Genomic DNA, 16,459 nt, shown 5'->3' with positions numbered 1-16,459 from the left:
CCATTCAGCCAACGCGATCCCTGTAGCAGCTGCCGAAGGCTGCGTTCGGCTGCGCAGCAGTCGTAAGATCAGGCAATGAGGTGTATCAGACTCACCGCGTACTGAGGGTTCACGACTGCTGCGCAGCCGAACGCAGGCTTCGCCAGCTGCTACGGATCGCGGCTTGGCTTACGGCGAGTCGCCCTACCTAAACCCGCAAGCGCAGGGTTTCAAACAGTTCCCTGTCTTCCTTTTTGGCCGAGCGTGCATGGCGCCGAATGACCTGCAACAGGCAATCGGTAAAGCACAGCGCTGCATTGCTCAGCGAGCCATTGCGGCGGGTCACGATGCTCAGCTGCCGGGGTTCGAACTGCTCGGCCAGATCCAGGGCAACCACCCGGCCGAGGAAGGGCGGGGCAACGCTCACGATGGACGGTCCCCAGGTACACATGTCGGCCCGCTCGACCATCATCTGCAAGATGGCCAGTGAATGGGCCCGAACGATTCGGTTCTCATCGATCTGCGCACCATGTTTCCAGAACAGCGCCTGCATCAGCCCGTCGTGTCCGTCCGGCGCGTAGTTCAGCGTCCAGTTCTGCTCCAGCAACTCATGGATTGACCGAGCGTCCTGCCGGGCATGGCCCTGACGGACCAGCACCGACGTCTGGTAATCGAGCAAGGTTTCGCAGGCAAATTCCTGGGTCGATTGCGCCGGGTGCAACTGACCAATGGCAAAATCCATGCTGCCATCGCGCAGCAGCGGCTGGGCCACGGCCATCAGGCTTTCGTACAGCTCCAGGCGGATTTCCGGCATGCGCTCGCGAAACGCCAGGACCACCTCGGGCAAGAAGGTCAGGGCGATCCAGGGCGTAACCCCGACACAGAGCCGCCCCTGGGCCTTGCCACGCATGTGATCGAGCTCGGTTTGGGCGTGCTCCAGTTGCTTGATCACGAGCCGGGCGTGGGTCAGCAATACTTTTCCGTATTCCGTAAAGTTCAGGCCGCTGGGGGTTCGGGTGAACAGCGGTAACTGCTGGCTGGTTTCCAGTTCGCGCAATGCTTTGGTCACGGCGGCCTGGGAGATGTCCAGCGAACGCGCGGCGGCGCGGATGCTGCCGGTTTCGGCGCTGGCAATCAGTGCTTGTAATTGATGGAGTTTCATCTGCTCACCCTGGTGACAACCCATGGTTGTCATCATAACCAAACTGGGCCTCCCCAGCCCAGAGCCCGTTCCCTAAGATCCGACTCAGCAACCGCTCAGGTCTTATCGAAGGAATACAACAATGATCGCCGACCCAGTCTTGCCGGGTATTGCAGCCATCCAAGAGGAAATGATCGCGCTGCGTCACAGCATTCACGCGCACCCCGAGTTGGGCTTTGAAGAATTCGCTACCAGTGAGCGGGTTGCAGGATGTTTGACGCAGTGGGGGTTTGAGGTCAGCACGGGTGTAGGCAAGACCGGCGTCGTCGCCACCCTGAAAAATGGCGAGGGCAGGTCCATTGGTTTGCGCGCCGACATGGATGCACTGCCGATTCAGGAAACCACCGGTTTGCCCTACGCCAGCCGAATCGACGGCGTCATGCATGCCTGCGGCCACGACGGTCATACGGCAACGCTGCTGGCGGCCGCTAAACACCTGGCGCAGACCCGGGCGTTCAACGGCACGGTGAACCTGATTTTTCAACCGGCCGAAGAAGGCCTGGGCGGTGCCCGGAAAATGCTGGAGGAGGGCCTGCTCGAACGGTTTCCGTGTGATGCGATATTCGCCATGCACAACGTGCCGGGTTATCCCGTCGGGCATCTGGGGTTCTACAGCGGCCCGTTCATGGCGTCTGCCGACACGGTGAACATCAAAATCATCGGCAACGGTGGTCATGGCGCGGTGCCGCACAAAGCGGTCGACCCGGTGCTGGTCTGCTCCTCGATCGTGATCGCCCTGCAAAGCATCGTCTCGCGCAACGTCAATCCGCAGGAAATGGCGATCATCACGGTAGGCTCCCTTCATGCCGGCAGCGCTTCGAACGTGATTCCGTCCAGCGCCGAGATGAGCCTGAGTGTGCGTGCCCTGACTCCCGAGATTCGCCACTTGCTCGAAGTCAGGATTACCGAATTGGTCAACGGTCAGGCAGCCAGTTTCGGCGCCCGGGCCCACATCGATTATCAGCATTGTCATCCGGTGTTGATTAACCATCCCGAGCCCACCGCGTTTGCCCGAGAAGTAGCGCGCGAATGGTTGGGAGAAGGGCAACTGATCGACGATTTGCGGCCTTTCACCGCGAGTGAGGACTTTGCCTTTGTCCTGGAAAAATGCCCCGGCAGTTACCTGGTGATCGGCAACGGCGAGGGCGATAGCGGGTGTCTGCTGCACAACCCCGGCTATGACTTCAATGATGCCTGCCTGCCGATCGGTGCGAGTTACTGGGTCAAGTTGGTCGAACGTTTTCTGGGTTGAGTCGCCGTATTTTCGTTGGGCCTGAGAGGAACAAAAATAATGAACAAGATGATTGCGGCTGTTTCACTGGTGTTGTTGACGGCCTCTGGTCTGGCCAGCGCGGCCGACTGGTCTGGCAAAGTCCTGAAACTGGGGGTCGACCCCACGTATCCACCGCTGGAATACAAGAACCAGGATGGCACGCTGACCGGTTTCGGGGTCGACATCGCCGAGGCGCTGTGTGCCGAGTTGAAGGCCCGCTGCATTTGGGTTGAAAGCAGCTGGGACGGCATGATCCCGGCGCTGCTGGCGCGCAAGTTCGACGCGGTGGCGTCGTCGATGACCGTGACGCCCAAGCGCCTGGAGCAGATTGCGTTCACCGACAAGGTCTCCAATGCGCCGGCCCGGTTGGTCGTCAAGCGTGGATCGGGCCTGCTGCCCACCCTCGAGTCGCTCAAGGGCAAACGCATTGGTGTGGAGCAGGGTTCGACTCAAGAGGCGTATGCCAAAGCCGTCTGGGGTTCGAAGGGCATCGACGTGCTCTCTTACCAAAATCAGGACCAGGTGTATGCGGACCTGGTGGTGGGCCGACTCGATGCCTCGTTGCAAGGGGCCATTCAAGCCAGTTACGGCTTCCTCAGCACCGCGCAGGGCAAGGACTATGAATTTGCCGGCGCCACCCTGGATGACCCAGCCTTTTTTGGCGTCGGTGACGGCATCGGTTTGCGCAAGAGCGATGTCGAGTTGCGCGAAGACTTGAACAAGGCCCTGGCGACGATTCTTGCCAATGGCACTTACGCGCGGATCAATAAAAAGTACTTCGATTTCGACGTCTACGGCGCGAAGTAATACCCCTTCGATACCTGAAACCGAGCGCTCATCTGGCCAAACGCCAGTCAGCTAAGCGTGACACCGAATTGTGGCGAGGGAGCTTGCTCCCGCTGGGTCGCGTAGCGGCCCCAAAAAGAGACTGCTGCGCAGTCTGACGGGAGCAAGCTCCCTCGCCACAATTGCTCAATCCCTTCACCTCGACCTAATAAGAACAAGGAGAGTGAAATGTTTCTGGAAGGCTTTGGCCCGCAGATCCTGCTGGGCACCCTGGCCACTATCAAACTGGCGTTATGGTCATTGTTGATCGCGGTCCTGGCCGGGCTGCTCGGCGCCAGTTCCAAGTTGTCCTCCAACCGTTTGTTGCGAGCGCTGGCCACCGGTTATACGACGGTGATTCGCAGCATGCCGGACCTGGTGATCATGCTGTTGCTGTTCTTCAGCCTGCAAATGCTGCTCAACCGGATGACCGATTGGCTGGGCATCGCTCAGATCGACATCGACCCGTTTCTGGCCGGCGTCATCACCCTGGCTTTCATTTACGGGGCTTACTTTACCGAGACGTTTCGCGGCGCCTTCCAGGCCGTCCCGGCTGGCCAGCTCGAAGCGGCAAGGGCCTACGGCATGAGTCGCGGGAAAACCTTTCGAAAAATCCTGTTCCCGCAAATGCTCCGTCACGCACTGCCGGGCATTGGCAATAACTGGCAGGTGTTGATCAAGTCGACCGCGCTGGTATCGATCATCGGCCTGACCGATGTCATCAAAGCCACGCAGGATGCGGGCAAGGGCTCGATGCAGTTCTTCTATTTCACCCTGGTCGGCGGCCTGATCTACCTCGCCATCACCACGGTGTCCAACGTGGTCTTGATGTGGCTTGAGCACCGCTATTCGGTGGGTGTCAGGAAGGCTGCGCTATGACCGGCATTCTCGAAAACTACTGGCAGGCGTATCTGTGGAGTGACGGGCCACACTTTTCCGGGTTGGCGGTGACCTTGTGGCTGCTCATTCTTTCGGTGGTAACGGGCTTTTTGCTCGCGGTGCCGTTGTCGATTGCCCGCGTCAGCCGCAACCCGCTGATCCGTCTGCCGGTCTGGTGTTACACCTACGTGTTTCGCGGCACCCCGTTGTACATCCAGCTGCTGTTTTTCTACACCGGGGTGTACAGCTTGCACGTGGTTCGTTCCCAGGACTTTCTCAACGCGTTTTTCCGAGACGGGTTCAACTGCACGGTGCTGGCGTTCGCGCTCAATACCTGCGCCTACATGACCGAAATTTTCGCCGGTTCAATCAGGGCGACTCCCCATGGCGAAATCGAGGCCGCCAGCGCCTACGGCATGAGCCGGTTCACCCTCTATCGTCGGATCATTCTGCCGTCGGCGTTGCGCCGGGCCCTGCCGTTTTTCAGCAATGAAGTGATCCTGATGCTGCATTCCACCTCGGTGGCATTTACCGCCACGGTTCCCGATTTGCTGAAGATTGCCCGGGACGTCAACTCGGCGACTTATGCATCCTTTGCCGCATTCGGGATCGCCGGGGTGCTGTATGCCGGCAGCGCGTTTTTCCTGATCTGGCTGTTTCGTCGCGGCGAACTGCATTGGCTTGGCTACCTCAAACCGCGGACGCACTGACCCCTAACTGGACATGCTCGAATGTATAAATTGATCGTTGAAGATGTGCATAAGAACTACGGCAGCCATGAGGTTTTGAAGGGTGTCTCACTCAAGGCCAGGGCGGGGGACGTGATCAGCATCATTGGCTCTTCGGGGTCGGGGAAAAGTACCTTCTTGCGCTGTATCAACCATCTCGAACAACCGTCAGCCGGGCGCATCATCGTCAATGCCGAAGAGCTGCTCACCCGCAAGAATTCAAGGGGGGATTTGTGTGCGGTCGATCCCGCGCAGTTGCAAGTCATGCGCAGCAAGTTGTCGATGGTGTTCCAGCACTTCAATCTGTGGAGCCACATGACGGTGTTGGAAAACATCATCGAGTGCCCGATGAGCGTGCTGGGTGTCGGTCGGGCGGAGGCTCTGGAGCGGGCGCGGCATTACCTCGCCAAGGTAGGTTTGCCGGCAAAGGTCGAGACGCAGTATCCGGTCCAGCTGTCTGGCGGCCAGCAACAGCGCGTCGCCATTGCTCGTGCGCTGGCCATGGAACCGCAAGTGATGCTGTTCGACGAACCGACCTCCGCCCTGGACCCCGAGCTGGTGGGCGAGGTGCTCAAGGTCATGCAGCAGCTGGCTGAAGAGGGCCGGACAATGGTGGTGGTCACCCATGAAATGGCGTTTGCCCGGCAGGTGTCGAACCATGTCATGTTTTTGCATCAGGGACGGGTGGAAGAACAGGGCGCACCGAATACCGTGCTGGAGCAGCCTCGGAGTGAGCGGTTGCAGCAGTTTTTGGCGGGAAGTCTCAAGTAGCGTAAAACCCTTCGTGTATATATCCGTTTCTGTGGTCACGGCGGCTATCGGTTTCGCTTTTACAGCGAGTCACTTTGAAAAGCGCAAAGTAACCAAACGCTCTTGCCCCTTTCGTTCGGTGCCTCGCTTAGGCTCGGCATACCCTCGCTCCGGTCCTGCTCCGTGGGCCCGCCGCCATCGGCCATCCATGGCCGGGGGCGGCTAACCCGGCATCCATGCCGGGTTGCCCACTGCGCAGAACCTCCTCTCGGCCTCTCGATGGGGCGGTGCATCAAGATCAAGAGCTGCAGGCGAGCTAACGCTCGGCCTGTTGAGTGGTGAGGAGCGTGCATACACCCCCGCCCCCTCTGTAGGAGCTGTCGAGTGAAACGAGGCTGCGATCTTTTGATCTTGCTGTGGCTTTTGATTTTGATCTGTTGCCCCTTTCCCAGAGGCCGAACGCAGGCGTTGCGCAGGGGGCACCGCGGCAAGGATGCCGCGGTAGCCGCCCCCGGCCATGGATGGCCGATGGCGGCGGGCCCCCGGAGCAATGCCGGAGTGAGGGCATGCCGAGCCTAGGCGAGGCACCGAATGGCGGGGCAAAAGCGCTTTGGTTACTTTCGCGCTTTTCGAAAGTGACTCGCTGTAAGAGCGAAACCGTAATCAGCCATCACCGCAGAAACGGATATATCCCCAACCGCAAGTGAATTACGCCGTTTGTCGAGACAACCATGCGAATACTTCTCGCGTAGATCAACCTATCGGGTGTTTGATGAGGCATAGTCGCCTCCCATCAGGCGGCTCATACCCGTCAGGGTTCATAAAAAGGGCGAACGGGAAGATTCGCCCTGTGGTCAGGATTCAAGGAGCGTCATGGGTCATCCGTCCGTTAACAATCAAATTGAACAATCCCGTCATGGCGTGCCTTGGGTCGCCGAGCAAGCCGGGGCAACTCTCAAGGTTCGCTCTGCGGTGATTCTGCTGGTCGCGGTGTGCCTGTCCATGACGGCTATCGTGATTTGGGAAGCCTGGAACTCGCGCCAGTACCATCTGCGAGACAAAGAAGTGGCGATGTCCAACCTTGCCCAGACCCTGGCCTCGCAAGCGCGGGCGTCGATCAAGCAAGCCGATACGCTGCTGTTTACCCTGGTGGATCGCCTCGAAAACGATGGTATCGACCAGGCCCGGGTACCCCGATTGGAGCGTTTGCTCAGTGCCCAGCGCAGTGAGCTGAGCCAGCTCCATGGATTGTTTGTTTATGACGAAGAAGGGCGCTGGGTTGCCAACTCCAACCACGTGGCCCTGCCCGATGCCAACAATTCCGACCGCGAATACTTCATTTTCCATCGTGATCATCCCGATCGTGGGCCTCACATTGGCCCGTCGATCAAGAGCCGTTCGAGCGGTGAATGGGTCATGACGGTTTCCCGCCGGATCAATCATCCGGATGGCAGCTTTGCCGGCGTGGCGTTGGCAAGCCTCTATCTCAACCACTTCCTTGCGCTCTACGACAGCATCGACATGGGTCATAACGGCGTGATCAATCTGATCGCCGACGACGCCACCATCGTCGTTCGCCGGCCGTTCAAAGAATCTGAAGTCGGCATCAGCGTCGCCAAGGGGCCGCTGTTCACGCAGCTATTGCCCAAGGGCAATTCGGGCACGGCAACGGTCCCGTCCTATGTGGATGGTGTCGAGCGTGTGGTCGGTTTTCGTAGGGTCGACGGTTATCCGCTGATCATCTTTGCGGCGCTGAATAAAGATGAAGTCCTGGCAGCCTGGCGTAATGAGGTACTGCTGAGTGCCGGCATCGTCTCGTTATTCCTGGTGTTTCTCGGTGTCCTCGGTTATCGCCTCATTCGCCTCATGAAGCAGCAGAACCATGTGCAGGGCGTATTGCTGGATGCGCAGGAAAAACTGATCGAGGTCAACCGCAGCCTTGAGTTGCTGGCGCTGGAGGATGCACTGACCGGGCTGTCCAACCGGCGTCAGTTCGATCTGTTCATCCTCGCCGAAATGGGCCGCGCCAGGCGCAACCAGACCCACCTCGCGCTGCTGATGATCGATGTCGATCACTTCAAGAGCTTCAACGATCTTTACGGCCATGTGGCCGGCGATGAGTGTTTACGCAACATCAGCACGATCATCAGGGACAACATCAAGCGCCCCGGCGACCTGGCTGCGCGCTATGGCGGCGAAGAGTTTGCGGTGGTACTGCCCGGGACCGACTACGTTGGGGCGTTTTTGGTGGCGGAAAAAATTCGTCGCGCGGTTCAGCTGGCCGGTATCGAGCACAGTGAAGGGGCTGAAGGCACGGTGACGGTCAGCCTGGGGGTCGCCGCTTATGATCCGGCGTCACAAGCCCAGCCCAACGACCTGGTGGCTGCCGCCGACAAGGCGCTCTATGTGGCCAAGGCCAGCGGCCGGAACATGAGCGTCATTGCCAACTGAATTCAAACAAACCGGTCACTGCCCTGAACCAGTTTGGTGGACAGGTACGATTGCTTGAGTTTTTCCAGCCACCAGCCCAGGGCGCGGCCGTCATGATCGCCACGCCAACCGGCATACAAAATGTTCGGCTCGCGCGGATCGGCCATCTGTTTTTCAACCAGCGTGCCGTTTTTCAGTAACGAGCCGACCCGATGCTTCGGTAACCAACCCACGCCCAACCCGTCACACTGGGCGAGGATCTTGGCGCGCATGGTCGGCACGGCGAGCACCGGTTGGCCGCCGGAGACGCCGTAGGTGCTGCCCTCGGTAACCCTGGATGAATCTGCCACGACAATCGCCCGATGCTGCGCAACCATGGCGCGTGAAATTGGCTCCTGGGCCTTGGCCAGCGGGTGCTTGGGCGAAACCGCGAACACCCATTCCATTTCCCCCAGTTGCATCCAGCGCAAGGATGGGATCGCTGGTGGTTCGTTGGTGGCGCCGATGATCAAGTCTGCGCGGCCTTCACGCAGGGCTTCCCAAACACCTTTGAGGACTTCCTGAGTGATGCGCAACGGCACGCCGGACTCCAGCGCATCGAACTCGTGAATCACCGGGATCAACGCTTCGAATTCGAGCAACTCATCGGTGACGATCCATAGCCGGCTCTCCCAGCCATTGGCCACTTGCTGCACCCGCTGGGTCAGCCGCGAGACGTCCTGCATCAGTCGCGCCGCCTCGTTCACCAGCAACTCACCCGCCGGGGTCAGCTGCAAGCGGTAGCGACGACGGTCGAACAGCAAGGCGTCAAAGCGTTCCTCCAGTTGCCGCGCCGCGTAGGACACCGTCGAGGGCGCCTTGCCCAAGTGGGCTGCGGCCCGCGACAGGCTGCCGGTTTCGCGGATGGCTTGCAGCAACGTGAGGTCTTCAATCGACAACATGGGGCAGAATCCTTGAACGGATAGGATCAAAAGATCGCAGCCTGCGGCAGCTCCTACTGGAAACGCATATCCCAGTGTAGGAGCTGCCGCAGGCTGCGATCTTTTGATCTTGGTGTCAGGTTGCTCGGCGTAATTTCCACAGCCTGATCAGCCGAAAATAGACCAGCACGTTGATCGCCAGCACCACGCTGCCCAGTCCCAGCTGAATCGCCGGTGTCAGGCCCGCCGGGTAAATGACCGGCCACACGTAATGTTCGATGAATCCGCCGCTATAGCCGGTTTGTCCGGCCGCGTCGCGCATGAGGTTTTCCCACTCGGTCAGCGGGCAGGTCAGGTGGAAGACTTCCACCGACACGCCCCACACAGCAGCAGGCAGGTGCCACCAGATCAGGGGGTGCCATTTGAGCACCAGCAGCCCGCCGAACAGCACGAACAGAATGAACAACAGATGAAACAGGACCAGCCCGTCGGCGGCGATTCGGTAAAGCATGTCGACTCCCTGACGCGTTATGCGAATGGCTCCATGGTACTCGGGCTGGTTGCTGGCGCTCTATCGATTGTTGCTGTTCAACGCCGCCAGCACTTCCTTCAGGCGCACCGCCAAGGTTTCGCTACTGCGTTGCATCGGTGCGCGCAGTTCGTCGTCGATCAAGCCTTCAAGGGCCAGGGCGGTTTTCACCGGGGCGGGATTGGGCTCGATGAACAGGCTGTGAATCAGCGGCAGCAGTTGGAAGAATGTCGCTCGACCAGCCACTAACCGGTTGTCGCGGATCTGTTGATACAACGCCACGAACAGCTCCGGATGAACATGAGCCGAAGCGGCAATGGCGCCTTTGGCGCCCAGGCACAAGGCGCTGAAGATCTGGTTATCTTCGCCGCACAGCACGTCGACCTTGCCACTGCCTAGCAGTGCCAGGGTGTTGGCCTGATTGCCGCCGCAATCCTTGATCGCGACGATTCGCTCATGGGCGACGATGTTGAGCAGGGTTGCCTGCTCGAACGCCACGCCGGTGCGGTAAGGGATGTCGTAAAGAATGAGCGGAACGCTGGAGGCATCGGCGACAGTTTTGAAAAACGCTTCGAGGCCAGCCTGAGACGGACGGATGTAATACGGCGGCGGTACCAGTAAACCGGCTAGTGGACGTTTCAGGATTTCGCTCTGAAATTGCAGCAGCTCGGTCATATTGTTGCCGGCCAGGCCCATGACCACCCGTTCCGCCGGCACCTGCGCGAGCACCGCATCGAGCACCGCCAGTTGTTCGTGTTTGCTCAGTGCCGCCGCTTCCGCCGTGGTGCCGCAGACCACAAAGCCATCGACACCTTTTTCCAGCAGATGATTGACCAGCCGGTGCAAGCCGACGAAATCGATCGCACCGTTGCGAAACGGTGTAACGAGAGGGACCCAGATACCTTGAAACGATGACATGCACTTACTCCTGAAGGTTGACCGAATTCGTCACCGTCAGAAGCGTAGAAGGCAGAAAGCAAGGGGAGGGTGTCCGTCGCGCTCAATGTCCTGTCAGCTCATCTGACGGGACAGCGCGCCCCGGTCACATGAGCGACTGTTTCTTCGATTTGAGGGCGTGCGCAACGCAACCTTGCGCCTTGGCATTCAAGCCAATGACGACAGTGTTGAGGTTGAAGGTTGCGGACATACTTGCTTACACCCTGAATGAGGCGCTCAGTTTTAAAAGCCGGCGCGATTTTTGTCAATCGCGAAAATCAGCGAGCTCCGCACGCACTCTGCCGTTGTGCCTGGCCGCGGACCAAGTGCGCAAGATTGTTCAAGCCTTCGGCCATGACTGCTGGCACAGTCTGAAGACTTTCCCTGGTTGTAGAGCGTTATGTCCAATTCACTCATGCCGCGCAGTGCCTTTCTTCGCGGCGCTGCGGCGATCATGCCGTTGTCCCTGGCCACCGCGCCCTGGGGGCTGCTGGCCGGCTCCATGGCCATCGAGGCCAATCTCACGCCCCTGCAAGGCCAGGGGTTGTCGAGCATCGTGTTTGCCGGGGCGGCGCAACTGGTGGCGATCGGCATGCTCAAGGGCGGTGCAGGGATCTTTTCGATTCTGCTGACCACGCTGCTGCTGACCTCCCAGCATTTGCTCTACGGGATGAGCATGCGTTCGGTGATTTCACCGTTGCCGGGTCGCTGGCGTGTGGGGTTGGGCTTTTTGCTCACCGATGAGCTGTTCGCGCTGACCAGTGCGCATGACAAACAACAGTTCAACCGATGGTACGCGTTGGGTGTCGGCCTGACGTTTTACATCGCCTGGAACCTCTTTACTCTGGCCGGCATCGTGCTGGGCAGCAGCATTCCGGGGCTGGAACATCTGGGGTTGGACTTCTCCATCGCGGCGACCTTTATCGCCCTGATCACCCCGGTGGTGCGGAACGTGCCGACCGTGGTGTGCGTGGCGGTGTCGTTGTTCTGCTCGGTGCTGTTCAGCTATTGGCAATGGGGCTCGGCGCTGGTGTTGTCGGGGTTGGCGGGCATGACCGCAGGCTTTATCTGCAACAAATTCTACGGTGGACGCACATGATGGTCTGGGCGGTTATTTTTGGCATGGGGCTATTGGTGTTCCTCAACCGCTATGTGTTTCTGGAGCCGCGGCTGCCCTTGCGCTTGAGTAGCAATGCGCGGCAGTTCCTGGGTTTTGCGGTGCCGGGCATGTTGACGGCGATCTGTGGGCCGATCGTGTTCATGCCGGACAAGCAGCTGAATCTGCAGTGGGATAACCCGTACCTGATCAGTTCGCTGGTGGCGGTGGGGCTGGTGCTTTACACCCGCAATACCTTGCTCAGCATGTTGTTGAGCATGGGGTTCTTCTTTTTGCTGCGTTGGTGGCTCTAAATCGTTCCCGTCGAAACTGTTCTACGCTTAAAGGGGACCCCTACAGGAAGAGAGGTGAGCATGGCTAATGATCCAAAGCGTCCGGACCCGGATGAAGAGCTGGATGAACCCACGGAAGAGGAGATGGAGCGGCAGAGGCGTTCGACGCCGGACTGGAAGCACCCCGACGACGGTAAAGAGTTGTCAGATCGCGACCAGGAGCGTCCGCTGAAGCCTTGACCGATCTGCATATACAAAAAAGCCCCGCTATCAAGCGGGGCTTTTCGTTGGGCGATTATTAAATCGCTTCATTCCAGCGAATGTGCGTAATACCCAATTGCTGCGCTTTGATGCGCGCGGTTTCGAGGTTGGCGTGTTCGGCGATTTGACGACCGGAGTCGGGATAAGCATGGGCGGACGCCGAATGTATCGCCTCGACATCGGAAAACTGTTCGGCCAGTTTGAAAAAGTGCTGACGAACGCCGTCGAACATATAGTGCACGGCATAGGGGATGAGTTTGCTCATGTATTCCTCCTTGGACCGAAGCTCAGTTATTGAGAGTGGCTCGATGTCGGGTTCGTTCAGTTCTTTGGCTGAATGAACCCGGTCCATCAACTCAAGCCTCTTCCAACGTCAGAAAATCGGGGTGGGAGGCCCGATAACCCAAAGTCTTGTCGATCCAGGCGTTCAGCTCGTTGACCATGACCGGAGGTTTACCCGGATAGCGTTCGAGGGTTGTACGCAGGAGGTCGCCGATAGTGGCAATTGAATTCAGGTTGCGGGTCTTTATGTATTGCCCGATAAAACAGTCGAGTGGGTAATGTTCTGTCTTCGAAACATAAACACACGCCAGACCATCGACTTGATTAATTGTGAAATCGTCGCGCAATTTAATTCTCTGCAAGGCTTGTTGTTGTAAGGATTTCCTTGGTTTATTGACTCTTTGGTCAATTGCGGGGTGCCGAAGGGAATGCGGCGCGCATGCTATCCATAGTTATTCGAAATGTATCGAAATGTCAGACAGGCGGTTAATAGGTTAAATCGCAAACAAAGCCAAGTGTTTCTTGGATGAAACGACATGTGTAACGATTAAGTGTTGAATATGTATATATAACTGTTACTTATGCCCGCATATATGTCTGTATTGATACGTTTATGGCCTTTCATCAATCAGCGCCGCGCCTTGATTTCTTGAATTGCCCACCGCTTTGTCCACCTTGTACCACTCGAAAACCTCGCTGACTTCACCCTGCAAAAGCACCATCTGCTCAGCGCGTTCCTTGGGGGTGGCCGGGTCAAGCCATTCCCGCGCCAGCGGCGCAGACAACACCACGGGGCGCCGGTCATGAATGTCGAGCATGCCGCCCGCACTGTCGGCGGTGATGATCACAAAACCGTCGTCGGCCCGCGGCTCACCACCCGGGCCGGGAAACTGTCCGATCGCCGCGCATAAAATCGGCGCCCGGTCCCGTCGGCGGATCAGCCACGGTTGCCTCGTCGAATCCCCGGCGTCGACCCATTCGAACCAGTTGTCGATCGGCACGATCGCGCGGTGCGGCCAGATCGCCCGGAAGAACGGGCCGTGGGCAACTTTTTCGACCCGTGCATTGATCGGAGCCGCCCGATCCTTCGCCCAGTGCGGCCGCCATCCCCAGCGCTGAAAATCGGCGTGCAGGCCGTTGCTTTCCAGATGCAGAAGGGCGAGTTGCGTGGTGGGCGCAGCGTTGTAGCGGGTCAACGGTTCATCACCGACGTGGTTGATCAACGCGTCGGGGATGCTCAGCACGGCGACAAAATCGTGAATGCCACGGTACTGCGACAGGCGTCCGCACATGGGCTGATTCTCTGATTGAAGAGCTCCCATTGAAGAGCTCTGACTGGAGATTTCAGCTTAGTTGCTCAGATCACATGGGCGCGCTGCAACTCGGTCAACGACAAGGCCTTGAGGCGAGCGAGCAGCGGGTCGCGCCGGTCACGGGGATGGGCCAGTTGCACCGCCAGCTCCTGACGAATGCTGCTGGGGCGATTGTCCATCACCAGCACCCGATCACTGAGGTACAGCGCTTCATCCACGTCGTGGGTCACCAGCAGCAGGGCGATGGCGTGACGTTCGGCCAGTTGCAGCAGCAAGTCCTGCAATTTCATGCGGGTGAAGGCGTCCACCGCGCTGAAGGGTTCGTCGAGCAACAGCACCTGCGGTCGCGAGTAGAGGCCGCGAGCGATCGCCACCCGCTGCGCCATGCCGCCCGACAGCGCTTTGGGCAGGGCTTGAGCAAAACCGCCGAGACCGACTTCGTCGATCAGTTGCGCGACCCAGGCTTTGTCGTATTGGTTGTCGGCGCTGAAACCGATGTTCTGTTCGACCGTCAGCCATGGCATCAGCCGCGGCTCCTGGAACACGAAAGCGACTTCCCCGGCGCTGCGGAGCACTTCGCCCTCAAAGTCCTTTTCCAGGCCGGCGATGATCCGCAGCAACGTGCTTTTCCCGCAGCCGCTGGGCCCCAGCAGGCTGATGGCTTCCCGGGGTTGCAATTGCAAATGGATGTTCTTGAGCACGGTGGTGGTGGCGAAGGTTTTGCGCTCGACGCGAATGTCCAGCAGGTGGTCGGTCATGGCTCAATCCTCTGCGCTTTGGCCGTTGAAGGTGTCGCGCCAGGCGAGGAAACGCTTCTCCAGGCCGGCGAGGATGCCGTCGCTGAGTTTGCCCAGCAGCGCCAGCACGATGATTGCCGCCAGCACGATGTCCGGCCGTGAAGTCTCGCGGCCGTCGCTGAGCAGATACCCCAAACCTTTGGTCGCGGCGATCAGTTCGGCGGCGACCAAAAACATCCAGGCCAGGCTCATGCCGCTGCGTAACCCGGTGAACAGGCCGGGCAGGGCGGCGGGCAGCAGAATGCGGCGCACCAGTCGGCGACGGCTGAAACCGTACATCTGTCCGACTTCCACCAGTTTGCGGTCGATGTCGCGGATTGCCGCGACGCCGTTGAGGTACACCGGGAAGAAGGCGCCGATGGCGATCAATACGATTTTCGAGGTCTCGTCGATGCCCAGCCACAGCAGCAACAGCGGCACCCAGGCCAGGCTCGGAATCGAGCGCAGGCCGGCGAACGTCGGCTCCAGCCAGGCTTCGGCTTCGCGACTCAAACCGACCCACGCGGCAAACACCAGGGCCAGACTGGCGCCGATGGCGAAACCCAGCAGCACCCGCAACAGGCTGGCGCTGATGTGCTTCCACAGCGTGCCTTCGGCGAGGTCTCTCAAGGTCAGCGCGATCTCGCTGGGGGCCGGCATCTGGTAAGACGGCAACCAGCCGATACGCACGACGAATTCCAGCAGCAGGATGATCAGCACCGGCAAGGCCAAACCTTTGAGGCGCAGTCGCCAGGCGTTGTTCAGGGAGGCGCTGGCCCGGTGCGGCGCAGGCAATGTCAGGCTGACGGGCAGGTCTTTGCTTTTGCTGGTCATGGGGTTTCTCCGGTCACGACGAATCCGCGACAGGCGCGGTTTACAGCGCTGATTTGAAGCAAGATCAAAAGATCGCAGCCTGCGGCAGCTCCTACATGGGGATATGCGTTTCCCTGTAGGAGCTGCCGCAGGCTGCGATCTTTTGTTTTTACCGACGAGCCACGGTTTCTTTGAAGCCGGTGTCGATCAGTTGGTCGATCACTTGATCGACATTCACCCCACGACGAACCAGTTCTTCTGAGACCAGAATCGGTGCGGCAGCCTTGGAGGCAATCACGTCCTTGGCGGTCAATTGCGGGCTGCTCAGATCGGTGCGCGACAATTGCAGCTTGGCCACTTCCAGCGGCAGACCGGATTCGGTGGCGAGCAGTTTCGCCAGTTCGTCAGGATTTTTTACCGCCCAGTCGCGGGCCTTTTCGTACGCTTTCAGGACGGTTTCGATGGTCTGCGGGTGCTCTTTCGCATAGGTGTCGGTGACGCTGACCACGCCGTAGCTGTTGAAATCAGTGTTGCGATAGAGCAACCGGGAACCGGCCTGAACCTGGCTCGCGGCCATGTGCGGATCGAGTCCAGCCCAGGCGTCGACGTCACCTTTTTCCAGCGCGGTGCGACCGTCCGGGTGCTGCAAATGCACCAGTTCCACATCGTCTTTGCTCAAGCCTGCCTGTTGCAGGCTGCGCAGGGTAAACAGGTACGGATCGGTGCCCTTGGTAGCGGCGATTTTTTTGCCTTTCAGATCGGCCACGGTCTTGTAGGGCGAGTCCTTGCGCACCACCAACGCCGTCCATTCGGCGCGGCTGTAGACGTAAACCGATTTGATCGGGCTGCCATTGGCGCGGCTCAGCACGGCGGCGAGGCTGGCGGAGGAGGCGAAGTCGACGCCGCCGCTGTTGAGGTATTCCAGCGAGCGGTTGCTGCCCTGGCTCAGCACCCAGCTGACCTTGGTCTGTGGCAGGGCTTTTTCCAGAAAGCCGAAGTGCTTGAGCACCAGGCTCACGGGCGAGTAATAGGCGTAATCCAGATGCACTTCGGCTGGTGGCGCTTCAGCGGCCTGAGCAAGCGGTAGCAGGCTCAGCGCCAGGGCGCAGGCGCTGAGCAGAGACCTGACGTGGGGAACACGGAAGGTGGTTTTCATGGGACAGCTCCGGGCAAGG

At 59.3% G+C, this 16,459-nt stretch carries 19 protein-coding genes; 9 read left to right on the top strand and 10 right to left on the bottom strand.

Going from position 1 to position 16,459, the window contains the following annotated elements; translation table 11 throughout:
- Positions 1-187 precede the first annotated feature (187 nt).
- Positions 188-1,177: a LysR family transcriptional regulator gene (locus ACA079_RS20115; protein WP_497704351.1), complete on the bottom strand. Its 990-nt coding sequence runs from the start codon at positions 1,175-1,177 to the stop codon at positions 188-190.
- Between the two features lie 85 nt (positions 1,178-1,262).
- Here ACA079_RS20115 and ACA079_RS20110 point away from each other — a divergent pair, with 85 nt between their 5' ends.
- The 6 genes from ACA079_RS20110 to ACA079_RS20085 all read left to right on the top strand — a co-directional run bounded on the left by ACA079_RS20110 (position 1,263) and on the right by ACA079_RS20085 (position 8,086).
- A complete protein-coding gene (locus tag ACA079_RS20110) occupies positions 1,263-2,432 on the top strand; it encodes a M20 aminoacylase family protein (RefSeq protein ID WP_497700657.1) in 1,170 nt (389 codons plus the stop codon).
- Positions 2,433-2,471: 39 nt separating this feature from the next.
- Complete coding sequence (locus ACA079_RS20105) at positions 2,472-3,260, top strand: ABC transporter substrate-binding protein (protein WP_497700656.1); 789 nt, start codon at positions 2,472-2,474, stop codon at positions 3,258-3,260.
- A gap of 207 nt (positions 3,261-3,467) precedes the next feature.
- On the top strand, positions 3,468-4,157 hold the full coding sequence (locus ACA079_RS20100; RefSeq protein ID WP_497700655.1) for an ABC transporter permease: 690 nt from the start codon (positions 3,468-3,470) through the stop codon (positions 4,155-4,157).
- Positions 4,154-4,867 (top strand): ABC transporter permease, encoded by a 714-nt coding sequence (locus tag ACA079_RS20095; RefSeq protein WP_008151739.1) that lies wholly within the window; start codon positions 4,154-4,156, stop codon positions 4,865-4,867. Before ACA079_RS20100 ends, ACA079_RS20095 begins: the two co-directional genes overlap by 4 nt.
- A gap of 21 nt (positions 4,868-4,888) precedes the next feature.
- Positions 4,889-5,656, top strand: a complete 768-nt coding sequence (locus tag ACA079_RS20090) for an ABC transporter ATP-binding protein (RefSeq protein ID WP_497700654.1) — start codon at positions 4,889-4,891, stop codon at positions 5,654-5,656.
- Between the two features lie 852 nt (positions 5,657-6,508).
- Positions 6,509-8,086 carry a sensor domain-containing diguanylate cyclase gene (locus ACA079_RS20085; RefSeq protein WP_497700653.1) on the top strand — a complete coding sequence of 526 codons (1,578 nt, stop codon included), beginning with the start codon at positions 6,509-6,511 and terminating at the stop codon, positions 8,084-8,086.
- Positions 8,087-8,088: 2 nt separating this feature from the next.
- On the opposite strand, the gene ACA079_RS20080 is transcribed toward ACA079_RS20085, so the two are convergent.
- The 3 genes from ACA079_RS20080 to dapA all read right to left on the bottom strand — a co-directional run bounded on the left by ACA079_RS20080 (position 8,089) and on the right by dapA (position 10,432).
- A complete protein-coding gene (locus ACA079_RS20080) occupies positions 8,089-9,006 on the bottom strand; it encodes a LysR family transcriptional regulator (RefSeq protein WP_497700652.1) in 918 nt (305 codons plus the stop codon).
- Between the two features lie 115 nt (positions 9,007-9,121).
- Positions 9,122-9,496: a DUF2784 domain-containing protein gene (locus ACA079_RS20075; protein WP_497700651.1), complete on the bottom strand. Its 375-nt coding sequence runs from the start codon at positions 9,494-9,496 to the stop codon at positions 9,122-9,124.
- A 60-nt stretch (positions 9,497-9,556) separates the two neighbouring features.
- Positions 9,557-10,432: a 4-hydroxy-tetrahydrodipicolinate synthase gene (gene dapA / locus ACA079_RS20070; protein ID WP_497700650.1), complete on the bottom strand. Its 876-nt coding sequence runs from the start codon at positions 10,430-10,432 to the stop codon at positions 9,557-9,559.
- 418 nt (positions 10,433-10,850) lie between these two features.
- Between dapA and ACA079_RS20065 the strand changes: the two genes are divergently transcribed.
- From ACA079_RS20065 to ACA079_RS20055, 3 genes are read left to right on the top strand one after another with little or no spacing between them, the layout of a single operon-like run.
- Positions 10,851-11,549, top strand: coding sequence for an AzlC family ABC transporter permease (locus ACA079_RS20065; RefSeq protein WP_008157336.1), 699 nt, complete (start codon positions 10,851-10,853; stop codon positions 11,547-11,549).
- On the top strand, positions 11,549-11,860 hold the full coding sequence (locus tag ACA079_RS20060; protein WP_415773983.1) for an AzlD domain-containing protein: 312 nt from the start codon (positions 11,549-11,551) through the stop codon (positions 11,858-11,860). Before ACA079_RS20065 ends, ACA079_RS20060 begins: the two co-directional genes overlap by 1 nt.
- A gap of 60 nt (positions 11,861-11,920) precedes the next feature.
- Complete coding sequence (locus ACA079_RS20055; RefSeq protein ID WP_497700649.1) at positions 11,921-12,079, top strand: hypothetical protein; 159 nt, start codon at positions 11,921-11,923, stop codon at positions 12,077-12,079.
- Positions 12,080-12,137: 58 nt separating this feature from the next.
- Here the strand turns inward: ACA079_RS20055 and ACA079_RS20050 are convergent, their stop codons facing one another.
- The 6 genes from ACA079_RS20050 to ACA079_RS20025 all read right to left on the bottom strand — a co-directional run bounded on the left by ACA079_RS20050 (position 12,138) and on the right by ACA079_RS20025 (position 16,440).
- Positions 12,138-12,365: a DUF6555 family protein gene (locus ACA079_RS20050; protein ID WP_497700648.1), complete on the bottom strand. Its 228-nt coding sequence runs from the start codon at positions 12,363-12,365 to the stop codon at positions 12,138-12,140.
- Positions 12,366-12,456: 91 nt separating this feature from the next.
- A complete protein-coding gene (locus ACA079_RS20045) occupies positions 12,457-12,729 on the bottom strand; it encodes a hypothetical protein (RefSeq protein ID WP_497700647.1) in 273 nt (90 codons plus the stop codon).
- 264 nt (positions 12,730-12,993) lie between these two features.
- Complete coding sequence (locus ACA079_RS20040; protein ID WP_497700646.1) at positions 12,994-13,674, bottom strand: SOS response-associated peptidase; 681 nt, start codon at positions 13,672-13,674, stop codon at positions 12,994-12,996.
- Positions 13,675-13,739: 65 nt separating this feature from the next.
- Positions 13,740-14,453: an ABC transporter ATP-binding protein gene (locus tag ACA079_RS20035; RefSeq protein WP_497700645.1), complete on the bottom strand. Its 714-nt coding sequence runs from the start codon at positions 14,451-14,453 to the stop codon at positions 13,740-13,742.
- A 3-nt stretch (positions 14,454-14,456) separates the two neighbouring features.
- Positions 14,457-15,305, bottom strand: coding sequence for an ABC transporter permease (locus ACA079_RS20030; RefSeq protein ID WP_497700644.1), 849 nt, complete (start codon positions 15,303-15,305; stop codon positions 14,457-14,459).
- A gap of 148 nt (positions 15,306-15,453) precedes the next feature.
- Entirely contained in the window at positions 15,454-16,440 is a 987-nt protein-coding gene (locus ACA079_RS20025) for an aliphatic sulfonate ABC transporter substrate-binding protein (protein WP_497700643.1), read from the bottom strand.
- Positions 16,441-16,459: the final 19 nt, after the last annotated feature.

Source organism: Pseudomonas sp. LBUM1645 (assembly GCF_059716185.1).
Note: the sequence above shows the minus strand (reverse complement) of the source record. Positions and strands in the feature narration are given on the sequence as shown.